Here is a 17,330-nt window from a genome sequence, read left to right on the forward strand (position 1 = left end):
TCCATGTTCAGGCAGAACAACTTTAGCAACGACCAGACGCGAAGTGTCGCGTCTCTACGGCGAATAAACCCCAAAATTTGCCCCCAGCCACTCGCTAACCCCTTATGCTTTCTCACAAGCACGAAATTTTCCTGGAAGTGGCCCGCCTGCTGAGCTTTACCAAAGCCAGCCAGACCTTGTTCATCAGCCAATCGGCCATCAGCAAGCAGATAAAGGCGCTGGAAGAATACTACAAAACCGGCCTCTTCGAGCGTCTGGGCAACAGCGTGGTGCTCACGCCGGGGGGCAAATTGCTGTACAAAAAGCTGCTGATAGCCAAGCAGCTGCAACACGAGCTGCACCAGGAGTTTGTAAAGATCAACTCCGACTTCTCGCCCCGTATTCAGATGATGATCGGGGCCAGCACCACCATTTCGCTCTACGTGTTGCCCCCCGTACTCTCGGCGTATCTGGAGCAGAATCCGAATACCCAGCTCACGCTCAAAAACCGCAACAGCGAGAATATTCTCCAAGCCTTGCTGGCGCACGAAATTGATTTGGGCATTATTGAGGGCATCAATAAAGTCAGCAACGTGACGTACACGCCCCTGCTTACGGATGAGGTAATTGCGGTGTGCTCGGCCAAGAATCCGTTGAAGATGCAGCAGCTCAGCGCTCAGGATTTGTACGGTATTCCGCTGGCTTTGCGCGAGCAGGGCTCTGGCACGCTGGCGGTGCTGGAGGAGGCGTTGGCGCAGCAGCATATCAAGCTCGGCGAGCTGCCGGTGAAGGTGCGGCTGGGCGGTACGGAGGCACTCAAAAATTTCGTGCGGGTGGATACCTGTTTGGCTTTCTTGCCCCGCCAAGCTGTCGGAAAAGAGTTGATTTCTGGTGAATTGGTACAGGTGCAGATTCCAGATTTGCCGATGGTGCGCCACTTCAACTTTATCCAGCGCAAGGGCACCGAAAACAATCTTCCCTACAAGAATTTCGTGCAGTTTACAAAGCGCTATTATTCCAAAAAGGAATAGACTATTCCAAATTGCTATTTTGTTTTCGCATAGCAACTAACCTACTTGCCGGGGTAATACCACCCACCCAAGATGTCAGTTAGCACCGAAACTACCACCCACCTGCAGGCCCTGGAATGCTCAGCCTGTGGCACTCCGCACTCCGCTTTTACGCTGCAAAAAGTATCGACGTGCTGCGCCATGCCCTTGGTGGCTACCTACGATTTGCGTCAGCCCCTGCCCAAAAGCAGCATCAACCAGGCCGATGGCAGCATGTGGCGCTATCAGGCTTTGCTGCCTTTGCTCGACGAGGCCAACAAAGTAACCTTGGGCGAAGGCTTTACGCCTCTGCTCAACCTGACCCGCTTGGCTGGGCAGTATGGGTTGCAGTCTTTGCTGCTAAAAGATGAGGGTCAGAACCCGACGGGCTCTTTTAAGGCGCGGGGCCTGAGCATGGCTATTTCCAAAGCGCTGGAACTGGGCGTGAGCGGCTGTATCATCCCGACGGCCGGCAACGCGGGCGTGGCTATGGCTGCCTATTGCGCCAAAGCTGGTTTGAAAGCCGTGGTGGCTATGCCCCGCCACACACCCAACGCCTTCAAGGAAGAATGCTACTGGTATGGCGCCGAAGTACAGCTAATCGACGGCCTCATCAACGACTGCGCCGCCTGGGTGCGCGAAAAAAACGCCAACGGCGAGCTACTGGACGTATCGACCCTGAAGGAGCCTTACCGTCTGGAAGGAAAAAAAACCATGGGCTACGAAATTGCCGAGCAGTTAGGTTGGCAACTGCCCGACGTGATTTTGTACCCCGCCGGCGGCGGCACGGGCCTCATTGGCATCTGGAAAGCCCTGCACGAAATGCAAGCGGCGGGCTGGCTGCCGCTGGGGGGCAAATTGCCGCGCATGGTAGCCGTGCAAGCCGAAAATTGCTGTCCGCTGCTGGAAACCTACCTGGGCCGCCAGCCCAACGCCCACAACTACATGGGCAAACCCACCATTGCCAACGGACTGGCCGTGCCGCGCCCCCTGGGCGAGCCGATGATGCTACGCGTGCTGCAAGAATCGGGTGGCACGGTGGTGAGTATTTCCGAGGAAGGAATGCTTAAAGGCATGCGTGAGCTGGCCCGCCACGAAGGCTTATTTGTGGCGCCCGAAGGTGCGGCCGTGTGGATGGCCGCCCGCCAATTGCTGCAAACTGGCTGGCTACAGCCAAACGAACAGCTCTTACTGCTCAATACTGGCTCGGGGCAGAAGTACATGGATAATGTAGCCGGCCGGTTCAGCGAGTAAGCCAGCATCTGCAAACTGTCAGCACCGTGCAGAGACGCGATACTTCGCGTTTCCTCGTTGAACGATAGATACTGCGCAGTAGCAGCTAACGACAACAAGACGCGAACCGAAGGTCAGCGGGCGCAACGAAGTGTCACGTCTCTATACGGTCCAATTTTTTATTCTAAACAGCTAGGCTATAATTAGTTAGCGCGCTCAGGCAATGGGCAGGGTGAAGCAGAAGGTGCTGCCGGCGCCCAGGTCGCTTTCCACCCACAGCCGACCGCCCTGAGTGGTAATAAACTCGCGGGCAATGCTCAGGCCCAGCCCGGAGCCGCCGCGGTAGCCGGATTTGTCGGGAATCTGGGCGAAGCGCTGGAAGATGCGCTCATGATAGTGTGGGGCAATGCCGGGGCCCCGGTCCTGCACCCCGATTTGTACTTGCTGGCCCTGAGTCGCGGCGCGTACCGTAAGCGGCTCACCGATGGGGGAGTAGCGAATGGCGTTGGCGAGAAGATTAATAAGTACCCAAGTCGTTTTCTCGACGTCGGCGCGCACGGGGGGCAAATCGGGGGGCAAATGTAGCTCCAGCGTAATGTCCTTATCGTCGAGCTGGGCCTGCACGGTGGCCGTAGCGTATTCTACCACGTCGGCCAGATTGGTGGCGCTCAGCTCCAACTGAATGCCCACGCCCGAGTCGAGGCGCGACACGTCCAGCAGCTCGCCCACCATGCGCTGCAAACGCCGGGTTTCCTGGCTGACGCTCGCCGTGATGCGCTGCCGCTCCTCCGGCGGCAGGCGCTCATCCTGCAGCAGCTTCAGGTTGATATTCATGCTCGACAAGGGCGTTTTCAGCTCATGCGATACGGTGGCCAGAAAGTTGGACTTCACCTGATCCAGGCGCTTAAACTCTGATACGTTGCGCAGCGCCAGAATATACCCCACAAATTGCGTCTCATCCACAGCCTCATTAAACGACACCATATCATGCACCGTGAGGCGGAAATAGGCTTCTTCGCCTTGCTGGGTAATCGTAAACAGGGGCGCCTCCGCCACCGCTTGTTGGCGCAGCGGCGCATTCAGCGGAACCAGCAGGGCCCGCAGCAGATCATTGGTACGGGCCAGCTCATCGGCGGCCTGGCCAATAAGACCGGCCGTAGGCACGCCCAGCAAAGTGGCGGCGGTAGCATTCACCAGCATAATGCGCCGGTGCTGATCAATGAGCAGCAAGCCTTCGTCGAGGCTGTTTACGAGGCTCTCCATGCGGTTGCGCTCCGTAATAAGCTCCGCCGTGGTCGATGCGCGAAAGGCCTGTAGCTGCACCAGCAAGTGGTTGAAAGCCGCCGCTACTTTTCCAAACTCATCCGCACTCTCCACCGGAATAGAGGAGCGATAATGCCCCTGGCTGGCGTGGTGAATGGCCGCCGATAGCTTTTGCAGCGGCAGTACGGCGGCCCGCGGCACGCTCAGCACCAGGCCTAGCCCCAGCAATATCGTGAGGGCGACAATGGTGAGCAGGTTGCGGTTGGCCTGCTCGGCGCTCTGGTTGCTGGCCGAGTTCTTGGCCGTGAGGGCCCGCACGTTCAGGTCGGTGATGCGGTGAGTTTCGCCCCGCAGCTGCTCCAGCTTGTTTGCTTGTTGTCTGGGCGCGGCAACAATTATCCCCCGCTGATAATCGGCCAGATGCCGGGTCAGGGAGTCAATCAGCTCCCGCTCGCCGGGCTCCGTGATGTTGCCGGCCGCGCGGGTGAGCGCCCGCTGAAACTGCCCCAACCCGTCGGGGGCTGCGGGCTCTTTCTCCATACGATCCAGGGCGCGCAGCATCTGCTGACCCAGCTCGATGCTGTAGAAATTGGCCCGTAGAATACTGCGCGAGGCCATATCCAGGCGTAGCATGCCGTAGTAGGCATAGCCGCTGATAGTCAGCAGCAACACCAGCATGGCCGCAAAACCCAAAGTTATTTTGGTTTGAAATTTCATGAGAAAGGAAAGGTAACAGCTGCGCCACGTTTGGCCGGCTCCGCGCTTATCACCACGTCAGTAGCTAACCAGAAACACGTCCAGGTCCTGACCGGAGCGGGCCACGGCGCGTACCAGGTCGGAGGTGATGCCGCGGCGCGTGAGGCCTTCCCACAGGCTTTTGTCGCGCGTCACGCCGCACACCAGCAGGGAGGCGTGTTTCTCGGCGGCCACGCGCAGCACAGCGGCCGCCACGTTGTCGGCCTTTACGCGCAAAATCTGCGCGCCCAGCTCCGTGGCTAGCTGCAAGTTGTTGAGCAGGTGACGCTGGGTGGCCAGTCCAATGCGGTCCGACGCTTCCTTCGGGGTCTGCACGTAGAGCACGTACCAGGCCGCGGCCGACAGGCGGTCGGCCAGGCGCGAGGTTTTGCGGATGATTTCCTTGGCGGCCGGCGCGTTGGAGTTAATGCAAGCCAGCAGGCGGTCGGTGTTGCGGCGCTCGGGCGCGACGGGCGCGGCCCCACCCGCGTCGCTTTCGATCTGCCGACCCAGCAGCAAGGCCACTTCGCGCACGGCCAGCTGCCGCAGCTGCAATAGATTTTCGGCCTGAAAAAGTTGCTCAGCGCCGCCGGTACCTTTTGCGGGTCGTATATCTTGCCCTCTTCCAGGCGGGCCCGCAGCTCGCCCACCGTCAGGTCGACGTTTACCACCTCATCGGCCTGCTTGAGCAACAGATCGGGCACGCGCTCCGTCACGTCGGTGCCCGTGATTTTCAGCACCTGGTCATACAGACTTTCCAGATGCTGCACGTTCAGGGCCGTAATCACGGAAATCCCCGCCTTTATTAGCTCCTCCACGTCCTGCCAGCGCTTATCGTTCCTGGAGCCCGGCACGTTGGAGTGGGCCAGCTCATCGACCACTACCACGGCCGGGCGGCGCTGCACAATGGCCGCTACGTCCATCTCTTCCAGGGCCCGACCTTTATAAAAGAGGATTTTGCGCGGCACCACGGGCAAGTCGCGCAGCTGAGCCACGGTTTCGGGGCGGCCGTGGGTTTCCACGTAGCCCAACATCACGTCTACGCCGTGCTGGCGCAGCTCGTGCGCTTCCTGTAGCAGCCGGTAGGTTTTGCCCACGCCCGCGGCCAGGCCCAGATACACCTTTAGCCGCCCGCGCCGCTTCTGCTGCACCAATCGCAGAAACCGCTCGGCCGATTGGTCGCGGGCGTCAGCGGCGGAAAGCTCATCGGGCGGCGTCATAGGGGGAGGATGAGAACTTTTTTATCTGGTAGCTGAATCTTAAAAAAGCCCCCCAGCAGGCTAACAGCGCAGTGGTGAGCTTAGAATGACACCGCAATGCTGCTGGTCAGGTTGCCGTAGCTATCCGTCGTATCGCCGTTTTTTTGCTGAAAGATATTGTCGCGCGCCTGCAACACGCGACCCTCCACGCGGAAAAGCACGTTACTGGCAGGCGCGTAATCGAAGTTAAGCGAAGCTCCCTGCACCTTAAAATCAGCATCGCCCAGGGCGGGCGAAATAGAGCTGATAATGACGCCCCGATCCGCATTGTAGTACTCACCCCGGAGCGTGGTGCTCCACTTAGCTGCCAGCTTGTAGCGCACAAAGGCTGCACCGGTATGCCAGGTGTCGGCCGGGGCGCCGCGCTCCTCGTGTTCCTGCTTACCTACGTCGAACACCAGCGCCAGCGCCAGCCGGTCGGTAGGGGCGTAGCTCGCGTAAAAATTGTGGAAGTAGCGGCGGCGGCGCACCAGGTCCTGCGGCTGCTCGCTGCCGTAAAAGGTGCTGCTGTTGAGGAGCAGCTCGTCGGTGGGCTTCCACTGAATCTGCGTGCCCAGGGCCTTGGCCTGGTTGTTTTCGCGGATGTTCTGCCAGCCGTTGAGCACCAGCGCAGTCAACGTCAGCTGGGGGGCGATTTCGTAGGTAAAACGCCCCCCAGCCTCGTAGTAGGGCGAGTTCTCGGCCATGAGCGAGCGGGTGAGCGTCCAGTTATCCTTGCTAATGGCCGACTCGAAGCCAATGTGGGAGCCAAAAATACCCACGTCGAGCCAGGCTTTTGCAAACGGCCGAAAGCCCGCGTACGCCTCAAAAATGTGCTTGAATACCTGATCTTCGGCCGCGTAGTTAGCCGCTACATAGGCGCCGGCGTGCAAGCCAATGGCTCCGCGCACCTGCCCGTTGTCGTAGCGCAGCCCAACGAGGCCCTGATTCACCGTGAACTCATTCTGGCGGTTGTGCGAGTAAAGAAATCCGGGTCGGCTGTTGGTGTCAGCATGGTTGAAATCGTAGCCGTAGTAGCCATCCACAAACCCGTAGAAGGTCAGCGGCTTAGGCTCGGCCTCCACCGGCGCGACCGCAAAAGGCACGGCCAGCGTGGAGTCGGTAGTAGGAGTAATTTGCGCGGAAGCAGCCGAGGTAAGCAGCAGGCTTGCGAGAAGAAAAACAGCTTTCATGGAGAAGGAAGCGTCAGAAGGCGGCAGTGAAAGGCGCGAAAAAGTGAAAACAAAAGCGACTAACCTCACCTACGAGAGTAAGCTACAGAATGAGAAAAACAGGGACAGTTAGTGGGCACTGAGGCTTATTCAGTACTCCTAGCGGCCTTGCAAGGAATCCAGCGCCAGGTTCAGGCGCAACACGTTCACCTTGGCCGGACCAAAGAACACAATCAGGGGCTCCTCTACGTGGGCAGCTACCAGCGCCCGGACTCGCGCTACGGGCAGGCCCCGCCGACGAGCTACCCGCTCGGCCTGCGCGTAGGCCCCCGCCGGCGACAGATGCGGGTCGAGGCCGGAGCCGCTGGCTGTAACCAGCTCCGCGGGCACCTGGGCGGTTGTTAGCGTCGGGTTCTGTTGCAAAAAAGCGCTTACTCTAGTGTGCACCTCCTTCAGGTAGGCCGGATTCGATGGACCTTTGTTGGAGCCCGCTGAGCCGCTGGCGTTGTAGCCTGCGGCCGAGGGCCGGGTGTTGAAGTACTCGGGCCGGTCGAATTTCTGGCCAACATTGGCAAAGCCTACTACGCGGCCTTTGTGAGAAATCTGTACACCCTCGCCCTTGCCAGGGGCAAGCTGGGCAGCACTCCACACCAGCGCAGGATAAAAGACGCAACACAAAAGGAGCATGGCCAGCGTGAGGCGAAAAGCAGGAAGCAGATGAGTTTTCATGTTGATTGAGTTTGGGTGGTTAAATTCCCCTCCTTACCAAGGAGGGGAGCGTTGACTTTCTACATTCCTACAAAAAGGCCCCCACCACCAAGTCCAGCAGCTTGATGCCGACAAAAGGCACCAGAATGCCCCCCAGGCCATACACCAGCAGGTTGCGACGCAGCAGCGCGGAGGCGCCAATGGGTTGGTAGGGTACTCCGCGTAAGGCCAGCGGTACCAGGGCCGGAATGATGAGGGCGTTGAAAATCACGGCCGACAGAATAGCTGACTGCGGGGAGTGCAGGCCCATAATATTCAGCGCCCGTAGACTGGGAATAGCGGTCATGAACAGGGCGGGCACGATGGCGAAATACTTGGCCACGTCGTTGGCGATGCTGAAGGTGGTGAGCGTGCCGCGGGTCATGAGCAGCTGCTTGCCGATTTCAACTACCTCGATGAGCTTGGTGGGGTCGTTATCCAGGTCAACCATGTTGCCGGCTTCTTTGGCGGCCTGGGTACCCGAGTTCATGGCTACGCCCACGTCGGCCTGGGCCAGGGCGGGCGCATCGTTGGTGCCGTCGCCCATCATGGCCACCAGCTTGCCCTGCTGCTGCTCGTTGCGGATGTACGTCATTTTATCCTCGGGCTTGGCTTCGGCAATGAAGTCGTCGACGCCGGCTTTTTCGGCAATGAATTTGGCGGTGAGGGGGTTGTCGCCGGTCACCATCACCGTCTTGATGCCCATCTTACGCAGGCGCTCAAACCGCTCCTGAATGCCGGGCTTGATGATGTCCTGCAACTCCACCACGCCCAATACCCGGTCGTTTTCGCTCACTACCAGTGGCGTGCCGCCGTTGCTGGCAATGGCTTGCACGCGCTGGCTGGTTTCTTCAGGGAACGGCTGGTTGGCTTTGGCCGCCAGCTGCCGAATAGCATCTGACGCCCCTTTGCGAATGCGGACGCCACTGGGCAGCGTAACGCCGCTGCTGCGCGTTTCGGCCGTGAACTTGATCAGCTCGGCACCTTGCAGGCGGGGCCGTAGCGCCTCGGGGCTTACCTGCTTTTCGCGGGCCAGCTCTACGATGCTTTTGCCCTCCGGCGTTTCATCGGTGAGCGACGAGAGGGTGGCAACTTCTACAAACTGCCGCTCATCGACGCCGGGAGCGGGCCAGAAGTGGGTGGCTTTGCGGTTGCCGATGGTAATGGTGCCGGTTTTGTCGAGCAGGAGCACGTCGATGTCGCCGGCCGTTTCTACGGCTTTGCCGCTTTTGGTGATGACGTTGGCCCGCAGGGCCCGGTCCATGCCCGCAATGCCGATAGCTGATAAAAGCCCGCCGATAGTAGTCGGAATCAGGCACACGAACAGGGCGATAAAGGCCGAAATGGCAATGGGCGTCCGGGAGTATTCGGCAAAGGGCTGCAACGTGACGCACACCAGCACAAACACCAGAGTAAGGCCCGCCAGCAGAATAGTCAGGGCAATTTCGTTCGGGGTCTTCTGCCGCGACGCGCCTTCCACCAGCGCAATCATCTTATCCAGAAACGACTCGCCGGGGGCCGTGGTGACGACTACTTTGATGCGGTCCGAGAGCACCTTCGTGCCGCCCGTCACGCTGGATTTGTCGCCGCCCGCTTCCCGAATTACCGGCGCCGACTCACCCGTGATAGCCGATTCGTCGATGGTGGCCAGGCCCTCTACTATTTCCCCGTCCGTGGGAATGATTTCGCCGGCTTCGACCAGAAAGATCTGACCTTTTTGGAGTTGGGAAGAGGCTAGGGAAGTGATGTTGCCCTGGGCGTCGATGACGCGGGCGGGCGTTTCCTGACGAGTTTTGCGCAGGCTTTCGGCCTGGGCCTTGCCCCGCGCCTCGGCAATGGCCTCGGCGAAATTGGCGAACAGCAAGGTCAGCAGCAGGACCAGAAACACGGTGAAGTTGTACCCAAAAGAGCCCTGCGCGGCATCGGGCTTGATGAGCAGGCCCAGCGTCACGAGCAGCATGACCACGGTCCCGATTTCCACGGTAAACATCACCGGATTGCGAAACATGATGCGCGGGTCGAGCTTCACGAAAGCCTGTTTTATAGCTTCATAAACCAGCGCCGGTTGAAAGAGAGATTGAGATTTGGGGGGCATTTTTGGAATGTTCTTGTGGTGCCTCACCCCCTAGCCCCCTCTCTCACGGAGAAGGGGGACTAGCTACTACATTGTAGAGCTAGTACTTGAATAAGAGGGCTAGGCAGTTGAATTTCTGGAGCTAAAAAGCTTGGCTAGTTCCTCCTCTCCAAGAGGAGAGGGTGCTAGGGGGTGAGGCTGTTAGTAGAGCGAAAAATGCTCGGCCAGCGGCCCCAGGGCCAGGGCAGGGAAGAAGGCCAGGGCGGCAATAATCCAGATGACAAAGAAGACCATCACGCCGAAGGTGGCAGTGTCGGTGGGGAGGGTACCGGCCGACTCGGGGATGTACTTTTTGCGGGCCAGCAGGCCGGCAATGGCTACGGGGCCAATGATGGGCAGGTAGCGAGCCAGCAGCAGCACGATGCCGGTGGAAATGTTCCACCACGGCGTGTTGTCGCCCAGCCCCTCGAAGCCCGAACCATTGTTGGCAGAAGCGGAGGTGTACTCGTAGAGCATTTCGGAGAAGCCGTGGAAGCCGGGGTTATTCAGCCAGCCGCCCAGCTCTTCGGGGTTGTTAGCGACCAGGTAGGCCGACATGGCCGTGCCGGTCAGAATCAGCAGCGGGTGGAGCAGGGCGATGAGAATGGCAATCTTCATCTCCCGGGCTTCTATCTTCTTGCCCAGCAGCTCCGGCGTGCGCCCCACCATGAGCCCTGAGATAAACACGGCCACGATGATGAACACGAAGAAGTTGAGAAAGCCAACCCCCACGCCCCCGTAGAAGGCGTTGGTCATCATGCCCAGCATCGCATTCATGCCGGAAAGCGGCGTGAGCGAATCGTGCATGGCATTCACGGAGCCGTTGCTGGTGACGGTGGTTTGAATAGCCCACAACGCCGAGGCCGCCGCTCCGAGCCGCATTTCCTTGCCTTCCAGTGAGCCCAGGCTTTGATCAATGCCCAGGCGGGTAAGCGCGGGGTTGCCGTGCATTTCCAGATAGATGGTGGGCAGTTGCAGCAGCAGGTAGCCGGCCGTCATCACCCCAAACACCATCCAGCCCAGGCGCGGCCGGCGCAGGTAAAAACCGAACGCCAGGGCCATAGCAATGGGAATCAGCGTGATGCTGGCATTCTCGACGGCGTTGGTGAGGAAAGTTGGGTTTTCGAGCGGGTGGGCCGAGTTGACCCCAAAAAGCCCCCCCGTTGGTCCCGATCTGCTTGATGCCAATCATGGCGGCGGCCGGGCCGCGGCTCACCGTAGCGGAGTCGCCTTGCAGGGTAATGATGGGCTGCCTGGCCCGAAAAGTCATGGGCGTGCCCTGGAAAGCGAGTACCAGGGCCACCGCCAGCGACAGGGGCAGCAGCACGCGGGTCACGCTCCGCACAAAGTACACGTAAAAGTTGCCCAGCTGGTCGGTGGTGCGCTCGCGCAGGGCGTTGAATACCACCACGCAAGCCGCCATGCCCGTGCCAGCCGTCACGAATTGCAGAAACATGACGACCACCAGCTGGGACAGGTAAGTCAGGCCCGACTCGCCGGAGTAGTGTTGCAGGTTGCAGTTTACCAGAAAGGAAATGGCCGTGTTAAACGCCAGATCGGGCGACATAGAAGGGTTGCCATCGGGGTTGAGCGGCAGGCTGCCCTGGGTGCAGAGCACCAGCATAGCCCAGAAAAACCACAGCAGATTGATGGTAAGCAAAGCCACCAGGTGCTGCTGCCAGCTCATTTCCTTGCCGGGGTTGATGCCAGCCACGCGGAATAGCCCGCGTTCCAGGGGCGCCAGAAAGTCGGTCCAGGTTCGGTCGCCGCGGTACGTGGCTGCCAGGTAGCGAGCCAGCGGAATAGCCAGCAGCACGGTAACCAGGTAGATGCCGGCAATGCCGGGAAGTTCAGTGTTCATGTAAGTCAGAATCGGGCAGCAGCTGGGCTCAGGGCACGGCCGGTAGAAGTGGTTAAAATCGTTCGGGGCGGAGCAGCACGTAGCAGAGGTAGCCGAACGTGGCCAGGGCCAGTACAAACAGGGCAATCATCATGGCAAGAAGGGGTGAAGGCCGGGCTAGATGCGGCCGAAAAAATCGACTGATTTGTAGAATAGCCCGAAGCCGGCGCAGCCAACGGCCGTAAGCAGCGGAATCATAAGAGCAGGAGCCATACGCATAGGATGTTTGAAGTATGAAACCCTGCTTGCCAACTCCGACCCGAAATGGGTTTATCTCTTCTCGATTAACATTATATGCTTGATTATCAGATATAAATAGCAGTAGTGCGTTAAGTGCGAATGGGCTTGAACGCAAAAAACCGAGTCGTTCTGACCCGGTGTGTTGGTCAAAACGACTCGGTTTGAAAGCCTGCTTTAAGACGTGGGTAGCGTGAGCAGTTCCCTGTCAGGCTTACTCTAGCGGCCGGGCCTTACGGTGGGCGGGTGGGCGCGTAGGTAGCTTTACAGTCCGTACTCCTGAATCTTGCGGTATAAGGTTTTGGTGCCGATGCCCAATTGCCGGGCGGCTTCCATCTTGTTGCCGCCGGTTTCCTGTAGCACCAGTCGGATTTGCCGCTTCTCCAGGGTGCGCAACGACTTATCGGCGGCTTCGTCGAGGCCGTCATTGGGGGTGAAGTAGTGCAGCTCGGTGGGCAGGTCATCGAGGCTTAGTGTATCGCCATCGGCGAGAATGACGGCGCGCTCCATCACGTTCTTTAGCTCGCGCACGTTGCCTTTCCAGTCGTAGCGCTGTAGCTCGCGCAGCACTTCGGGGTCGAGGCGACCCAGGCGGCGCCGCAGCTTGGCGGCGTAAAATTGCAGGAAATAGTTGGCCAGGGGCTCAATATCGTCGCGGCGCTCCTGCAGGCCGGGTACCGGCACGGTAAAGACGGCGAGGCGATAGTACAGATCAGAGCGAAAAAGCCCCCGGCAGCTTCCTGCTTGAGGTTGCGGTTGGTGGCGGCCACAAAGCGCACGTCCACTTTATTAGGCTTGGTATCACCCAGCTTGGTGAACGTCAGAGTCTCGAGTACGCGCAGAAACTTAGCTTGCACGTTCAGCTCCAGCTCCCCGATTTCATCCAGAAATAAAGTGCCGCCGTGGGCTTCTTCCAATAGGCCTTTCTTGTCGGTGAGGGCGCCGGTAAAGGCTCCTTTTTTGTAGCCAAACAGCTCCGATTCAAGTAAATCTTTGGGGAAAGCGCTGCAATTGACGGCTACAAACGGCTTGTTTTTGCGCAGCGAAGCCTGGTGAATGGCCTGGGCAAACAACTCCTTGCCCGAGCCCGTGGGTCCTTCCAGCAGCACCGTCGAATCGGTGGGCGCTACGCGCTGGGCCAGGCGCTGGGCTTCGGCCAGCGCCGCCGAGTGCCCGATCATGCTCTCGAAGCTGTATTGGGCGCCTACTTTCTTTCCAGGTCGGCCACGCGGCGCTGCAAGCGGGCTTTTTCGGCGGCTCGGTCTACTACTACCACCAGCTGGTCGTCGGAGTCGCCTTTGGTGAGGTAGTCGAACGCTCCCTCTTGCATGGCCCGTACGCTGTCGGGAATGGTGCCGTAGGCCGTAAGCAGGATCACCTCGGCCTGGGGGGCTTTTTGGCGGTAGCGGGCCAGCAAATCGAGGCCGTGGCCGTCGGGAAGCTTCACGTCGCTGAGCACGACCAGCACGTCGTCGGCGTGCTGCTGTAGGGTTTCGAGGCCACGCTGCGCGTTGGGAGCTTGCAGTACGGTGTAGCCTTCCAGCTCCAGCATGCGGGCTACGGCCTGGCGCAGCGCGGCTTCATCATCAATCAGGAGTAGCGTACCGTCGGGCATGGGGAAAGCTGAATACGAAAGGCCTTGCAAAGTACGGCGTTCAATTACTCATGGGCAGCCCACCTGAAGTCGGCATACCAATTCTTGTGGCGAAGTGCCGAGCGTTTAACTGCACCTCGATCTGTCCTGACCACCAATATAACACAACGGTACCAGTAGTGGTGGTCACTAGCCAAAAGAGCCGCTGGGGGGCAAAATACCTACGGCTGACCTTCATGCTGCGGCAGTTAATCGTACAAAACGATTAGCCAAAAGCCACCACTATGCCTGCCAACCAAACCCGTCTCTACGCCGACGTCGAGTTTCTGACGTCTATTCAGCCGGCCCGCAACTACCGCAACCTGGCGTCGCTGAACAAAGCCGCCGACTACATCAAGGCGGAATTTGCCAAGCTCAGCGCCCACGTAGAAGAGCAGCCATTTCGGGCCGATGGACGCGCGTATCGCAATATCATTGCCTCGTTTGGTCCGCCCGATGCCGAGCGCATTATCCTGGGCGCGCACTACGATGTGTGCGGCGACCAGCCCGGTGCCGACGATAATGCCAGCGCCGTAGCCGGCCTGCTCGAAACTGCCCGTCTGCTCCACGAGCAGCGTCCTGAGCTCTACCGCCGCTTCGATTTTGTAGCCTATCCCAACGAGGAGCCGCCCTACTTCGCCACCGACCACATGGGCAGCGCCGTGCACGCCCGTGCCCTGCACGAGCAAAAAGTGCGCGTCCGGGCCATGATCTGCTACGAGATGATCGGCTACTGCCGGGCTCCCAGCGCTTCCCCGACGAGCGCTTGGCCAAGCTCTATCCCAGCACGGGCAACTTCATTACGGTAGTGGGCAAAACAGGACAGGAGGAGCTAACCGAGCGTTTGCAGAACCTCATGCGCCAGCACACTGACCTGGACGTGCAGCGTATTAATTTGCCCCCCAGCCTGGGTTTGGCCGGCCTCTCAGACCACCGCAACTACTGGAACCACGGCTACCAGGCCGTGATGATCAATGACACATCCTTTCTGCGCAATCCCCATTATCATCAGCCCACCGATACTATCGACACCCTCGACTTTAAACGCATGGCTGAGGTAGTAAACGGCGTCTGGGGGGCAATTCTGGAATTGTAGAAGAAGGCGTTTCTTCCTGGCTTATACAAGCTAACGGTGTAATTACAGGTGCTTAGGCCCCATTACAACCTTTATTGTACCGCCTGTGCTGCAACCAGTGGCACGCGGCCGTTCATTACCCGAAACCACAGCGGCGGCACTGCCGCCAACAGCATCATGCCGGGGTAGCCGGTAGGCATCTGGGGGCTGGCGGGCTGAAAGCGCAGCGTCTGGTACGGCCGGGAAGCCTGGTAGTGATGGTCGGAATGGCGGGTAAGCTCGTAGAGCAGGATGCGGCCCAGCGCGTGCTCCGAGTTCCAGGAATGGTGAGGCTGCACCCGCTCGTAGGGTCCAGCCAACGTACGCCGACGGAGCAGGCCGTAGTGCTCCACGTAGTTTACCAGCTGAAACAGCACCACACCCACGGCCGCCGCGCTCATCCACGCCAGCAGCCCCACCAAACCAAAGCCCAGGCCCACCAGCCCCAGCGCTATTCCCTGCACCGCCAGGAACTGCAACATCTGGTTGTGCCCCGACCACACGGCCCCCGCCTGCCGGGCCAGGCGCGTGCGCTCCAGCTCCCAGGCCGAGCAGTATTCGCCCACCACGGAACGCCCCAGAAACCGGTAAAACGGTTCGTTGAAGCGGGCCGTAGCTGGGTCGAGAGGCGTGGCCACGTGACGATGGTGGCCGCGGTTGTGTTCGATGAAAAAGTGCATGTATAAGGTACTGAGCAAGAGCGCCTGCGCTAAGCGTTGCTCCCCTTCTTGGAGCGGTGCCCCAACTCATGCGCTACATTAATGCCCAAAGCGCCACAGCAAATACCAACGCTGAAAATGCCCCCCACCACTTCCCAGCCAGCCAAAGTATGATGGGTGAGCACGTAAAAAAGATACAGGAGCAAGCCGTACTGTAGGGGAACGTTCAGGTACAGCAGCCAATCAAAAAACACGGAGCGCTGCTCCGGCGTGGTGGCCGGCTCTGCCCCGGCAGGCGCGGGCTGGTGTAGCCACTCAAGCAAAGGCACCAAGCCAAACACGTAAGCTGGCGTAAGCCAAGTCCACCAGCCAAGGCCTGCGAGCCCGCAAAGGCTGCTAGTGGCACTGAGTATGCCAGCAAGTAACGCGAATTACGCAAGGAGCCATTCATGATAGTAAACTATAGTGTCATCTGAATATAAGCACTAGCTGGTTGAGAACCAAGTCATAGCTAAGCCGGTACCCAGAAGTTACTTATTGGCCGCATACCCTGCTTGCAGTCCCGGCGCGGACTTCACCTAAGCACCAATATAGCTACTGACAGCAGCTGTATGAGGTTCTTTCGTCGCGCTCCGCAGCATTATCTGGCTAAAGCGTCGCTACTAGATTTGCGCAGCATAGTAATAGCTAGTTTTGGATATTATGCCTTTCAAACGAAGAATTGTGTAATAATATATGATACATTTCTTGATAATTGACCTAAAACTTGAAGGTAGTTTTAATTAAACTATTGACTATTTGTTTAATTTGACCTAAAATCTGAAAGGTATCATTTTGTAAATTATGGAGCCAACTTCTACCGTTCGCCCTACCTACAGTCTAGTAGCTTTACTAGGTTTGCTACTGCTAAGTGGAGTAGCGGCTTTCGTGCCCGTTGCTCACCCCAGCGCCGCGCCCGGCAGCCTGAATGCCGCCGACGTAGCCTGGATGCTCACCGCCACGGCCTTTGTGCTGATCATGACACCCGGCCTATCTTTCTTCTATGGCGGTATGGTGCGGCCCAAAAATGTCATCTCCACCATGCTGCAAAGCTTCGTGGCGTTGGGCGTGATTTCGCTGCTGTGGTATTTCGTGGGCTTTTCGCTGGCGTATGGCACGAGCTGGCATGGCCTCATTGGCAACCCACTCACGTATGCGTTGCTAAATAATGTAGGCACGGCCCCGCACCCCGTGCTGTCGCCGGGCATACCGTTTGTCTTGTTCTTTGCCTTTCAGCTCAAGTTCGCCATTATCACTCCCGCCCTGATTACCGGCTCCTTTGCTGAGCGTGTGCGCTTCAAGGGATATCTGGCGTTTATGGTGCTGTTTTGCCTGTTTATCTATTGCCCTCTGGCTCACTGGACCTGGCATCCCGAGGGGTTTTTGCGCCAATGGGGCGTGCTGGACTTTGCGGGCGGCACGGTAGTACATATCTCGGCTGGTATTGCCGCATTGGCCGGAGCTATGGTGCTCGGCCGCCGCACCGGCCATGTGCGCAATACCTCCTTCTCAACGCCCAATGTGCCGTATGTGCTACTCGGCACGGGCTTATTATGGTTTGGCTGGTTTGGGTTTAATGCGGGTTCGGCGCTGGGAGCCAATGAGTTGGCGGCCATTTCATTTGTAAATACCAACCTCGCCTCGGCGGCGGCGCTGATTGCCTGGCTGCTGGTAGAAGTAGTGCGCGGCACCAAGCCTACGGCAGTAGGCGCGTGCACCGGCGCGGTAGTGGGCCTGGTCGCCATCACGCCCGCCGCGGGCTACGTACAGTACGGGCAGAGCATCCTGATTGGGGTAGTAGCTGCACTGGTGAGCCACGCCGCCGTGCACTGGCAGAATAGCCGCACCACCATCGACGATACGCTGGATGTGTTTCCCTGCCACGGTCTGGGGGGCATTGTAGGTATGCTACTCACCGGCGTATTCGCCGACAAAGTAGGCCTGGTTCATGGCACTGCCACCGTATTTGGCTACCATGTGCTGGGCTTGCTGATTGTGGTAGCGTATTCCTTCGTTGGCTCCTGGCTGCTGCTCAAGCTAACGGCTACGCTCTTCGGCTTGCGCGTGAAGCCCGCCGAAGAACAGCTCGGCCTCGACCTCAGCCAGCACGAAGAGTCCACGTACCATGTGGACGAGGAGTTTGAGCACACCTATCAGCGCCAGCGGCAGGAAAGCGGTAAAATGCCCAGGAAAATGTCGGACAGCTTCGTTAGTTGAAA

General features: G+C 58.9%; 17 protein-coding genes and 1 pseudogene. 5 read left to right on the forward strand and 13 right to left on the reverse strand.

What is annotated here, in order from left to right:
* Positions 1–104 precede the first annotated feature (104 nt).
* Both MKZ35_RS01995 and MKZ35_RS02000 read left to right on the forward strand, forming a co-directional pair.
* On the forward strand, positions 105–1,010 hold the full coding sequence (locus tag MKZ35_RS01995; RefSeq protein ID WP_482511553.1) for a LysR substrate-binding domain-containing protein: 906 nt from the start codon (positions 105–107) through the stop codon (positions 1,008–1,010).
* Between the two features lie 72 nt (positions 1,011–1,082).
* The gene (locus MKZ35_RS02000) at positions 1,083–2,282 is read left to right on the forward strand and encodes a threonine synthase (protein WP_482511554.1); all 1,200 of its coding nucleotides are present in this window, start codon (positions 1,083–1,085) and stop codon (positions 2,280–2,282) included.
* Between the two features lie 195 nt (positions 2,283–2,477).
* On the opposite strand, the gene MKZ35_RS02005 is transcribed toward MKZ35_RS02000, so the two are convergent.
* The 11 genes and pseudogenes from MKZ35_RS02005 to MKZ35_RS02055 all read right to left on the reverse strand — a co-directional run bounded on the left by MKZ35_RS02005 (position 2,478) and on the right by MKZ35_RS02055 (position 13,281).
* Entirely contained in the window at positions 2,478–4,241 is a 1,764-nt protein-coding gene (locus MKZ35_RS02005) for a HAMP domain-containing sensor histidine kinase (RefSeq protein ID WP_482511555.1), read from the reverse strand.
* A 57-nt stretch (positions 4,242–4,298) separates the two neighbouring features.
* Complete coding sequence (locus tag MKZ35_RS02010; RefSeq protein WP_482511556.1) at positions 4,299–4,529, reverse strand: adenine nucleotide alpha hydrolase family protein; 231 nt, start codon at positions 4,527–4,529, stop codon at positions 4,299–4,301.
* Positions 4,520–5,479, reverse strand: coding sequence for a histidine kinase (locus MKZ35_RS02015; protein WP_482511557.1), 960 nt, complete (start codon positions 5,477–5,479; stop codon positions 4,520–4,522). Before MKZ35_RS02015 ends, MKZ35_RS02010 begins: the two co-directional genes overlap by 10 nt.
* Positions 5,480–5,559: 80 nt before the next feature.
* The gene (locus MKZ35_RS02020; protein ID WP_482511558.1) at positions 5,560–6,690 is read right to left on the reverse strand and encodes a porin; all 1,131 of its coding nucleotides are present in this window, start codon (positions 6,688–6,690) and stop codon (positions 5,560–5,562) included.
* Between the two features lie 138 nt (positions 6,691–6,828).
* Positions 6,829–7,398: a potassium-transporting ATPase subunit KdpC gene (kdpC, locus tag MKZ35_RS02025; protein ID WP_482511559.1), complete on the reverse strand. Its 570-nt coding sequence runs from the start codon at positions 7,396–7,398 to the stop codon at positions 6,829–6,831.
* Positions 7,399–7,465: 67 nt separating this feature from the next.
* Positions 7,466–9,511: a potassium-transporting ATPase subunit KdpB gene (gene kdpB, locus MKZ35_RS02030; RefSeq protein ID WP_482511560.1), complete on the reverse strand. Its 2,046-nt coding sequence runs from the start codon at positions 9,509–9,511 to the stop codon at positions 7,466–7,468.
* A gap of 180 nt (positions 9,512–9,691) precedes the next feature.
* Positions 9,692–11,390, reverse strand: a pseudogene (gene kdpA, locus MKZ35_RS02035) (potassium-transporting ATPase subunit KdpA).
* Positions 11,391–11,442: 52 nt separating this feature from the next.
* Positions 11,443–11,523, reverse strand: a complete 81-nt coding sequence (kdpF, locus tag MKZ35_RS02040; RefSeq protein WP_482512248.1) for a K(+)-transporting ATPase subunit F — start codon at positions 11,521–11,523, stop codon at positions 11,443–11,445.
* 407 nt (positions 11,524–11,930) lie between these two features.
* Positions 11,931–12,290 carry an AAA-type ATPase lid domain-containing protein gene (locus tag MKZ35_RS02045; RefSeq protein WP_482512249.1) on the reverse strand — a complete coding sequence of 120 codons (360 nt, stop codon included), beginning with the start codon at positions 12,288–12,290 and terminating at the stop codon, positions 11,931–11,933.
* Positions 12,185–12,847: a sigma-54 factor interaction domain-containing protein gene (locus MKZ35_RS02050; protein ID WP_482511561.1), complete on the reverse strand. Its 663-nt coding sequence runs from the start codon at positions 12,845–12,847 to the stop codon at positions 12,185–12,187. The genes MKZ35_RS02045 and MKZ35_RS02050 overlap by 106 nt, the downstream gene beginning before the upstream one ends.
* A gap of 23 nt (positions 12,848–12,870) precedes the next feature.
* Complete coding sequence (locus MKZ35_RS02055; protein ID WP_482511562.1) at positions 12,871–13,281, reverse strand: response regulator; 411 nt, start codon at positions 13,279–13,281, stop codon at positions 12,871–12,873.
* Positions 13,282–13,544: 263 nt separating this feature from the next.
* Between MKZ35_RS02055 and MKZ35_RS02060 the strand changes: the two genes are divergently transcribed.
* Positions 13,545–14,108, forward strand: coding sequence for a M28 family peptidase (locus MKZ35_RS02060; protein ID WP_482511563.1), 564 nt, complete (start codon positions 13,545–13,547; stop codon positions 14,106–14,108).
* Positions 14,066–14,395 carry a M28 family peptidase gene (locus tag MKZ35_RS02065; protein WP_482511564.1) on the forward strand — a complete coding sequence of 110 codons (330 nt, stop codon included), beginning with the start codon at positions 14,066–14,068 and terminating at the stop codon, positions 14,393–14,395. The genes MKZ35_RS02060 and MKZ35_RS02065 overlap by 43 nt, the downstream gene beginning before the upstream one ends.
* A 71-nt stretch (positions 14,396–14,466) precedes the next feature.
* Here the strand turns inward: MKZ35_RS02065 and MKZ35_RS02070 are convergent, their stop codons facing one another.
* Both MKZ35_RS02070 and MKZ35_RS02075 read right to left on the reverse strand, forming a co-directional pair.
* The gene (locus MKZ35_RS02070) at positions 14,467–15,093 is read right to left on the reverse strand and encodes an alkane 1-monooxygenase (RefSeq protein ID WP_482511565.1); all 627 of its coding nucleotides are present in this window, start codon (positions 15,091–15,093) and stop codon (positions 14,467–14,469) included.
* A 29-nt stretch (positions 15,094–15,122) separates the two neighbouring features.
* Entirely contained in the window at positions 15,123–15,404 is a 282-nt protein-coding gene (locus MKZ35_RS02075) for a hypothetical protein (protein ID WP_482511566.1), read from the reverse strand.
* 511 nt (positions 15,405–15,915) lie between these two features.
* On the opposite strand from MKZ35_RS02075, the gene MKZ35_RS02080 reads away from it, so the two are divergent.
* Positions 15,916–17,328, forward strand: coding sequence for an ammonium transporter (locus tag MKZ35_RS02080; RefSeq protein WP_482511567.1), 1,413 nt, complete (start codon positions 15,916–15,918; stop codon positions 17,326–17,328).
* The last annotated feature ends 2 nt before the right edge of the window (positions 17,329–17,330 follow it).

It is taken from the genome of Hymenobacter sp. R533113, from assembly GCF_056835965.1.

Coding starts and splice junctions, on each gene's coding strand:
- MKZ35_RS01995 (WP_482511553.1), top strand. CDS start 105: ATGCTTTCTCACAAGCACGAAATTTTCCTGGAAGTGGCCCGCCTGCTG.
- MKZ35_RS02000 (WP_482511554.1), top strand. CDS start 1,083: ATGTCAGTTAGCACCGAAACTACCACCCACCTGCAGGCCCTGGAATGC.
- MKZ35_RS02005 (WP_482511555.1), bottom strand. CDS start 4,241: ATGAAATTTCAAACCAAAATAACTTTGGGTTTTGCGGCCATGCTGGTG.
- MKZ35_RS02015 (WP_482511557.1), bottom strand. CDS start 5,479: ATGACGCCGCCCGATGAGCTTTCCGCCGCTGACGCCCGCGACCAATCG.
- MKZ35_RS02020 (WP_482511558.1), bottom strand. CDS start 6,690: ATGAAAGCTGTTTTTCTTCTCGCAAGCCTGCTGCTTACCTCGGCTGCT.
- kdpC (WP_482511559.1), bottom strand. CDS start 7,398: ATGAAAACTCATCTGCTTCCTGCTTTTCGCCTCACGCTGGCCATGCTC.
- kdpB (WP_482511560.1), bottom strand. CDS start 9,511: ATGCCCCCCAAATCTCAATCTCTCTTTCAACCGGCGCTGGTTTATGAA.
- kdpF (WP_482512248.1), bottom strand. CDS start 11,523: ATGATGATTGCCCTGTTTGTACTGGCCCTGGCCACGTTCGGCTACCTC.
- MKZ35_RS02050 (WP_482511561.1), bottom strand. CDS start 12,847: ATGATCGGGCACTCGGCGGCGCTGGCCGAAGCCCAGCGCCTGGCCCAG.
- MKZ35_RS02055 (WP_482511562.1), bottom strand. CDS start 13,281: ATGCCCGACGGTACGCTACTCCTGATTGATGATGAAGCCGCGCTGCGC.
- MKZ35_RS02060 (WP_482511563.1), top strand. CDS start 13,545: ATGCCTGCCAACCAAACCCGTCTCTACGCCGACGTCGAGTTTCTGACG.
- MKZ35_RS02070 (WP_482511565.1), bottom strand. CDS start 15,093: ATGCACTTTTTCATCGAACACAACCGCGGCCACCATCGTCACGTGGCC.
- MKZ35_RS02080 (WP_482511567.1), top strand. CDS start 15,916: ATGGAGCCAACTTCTACCGTTCGCCCTACCTACAGTCTAGTAGCTTTA.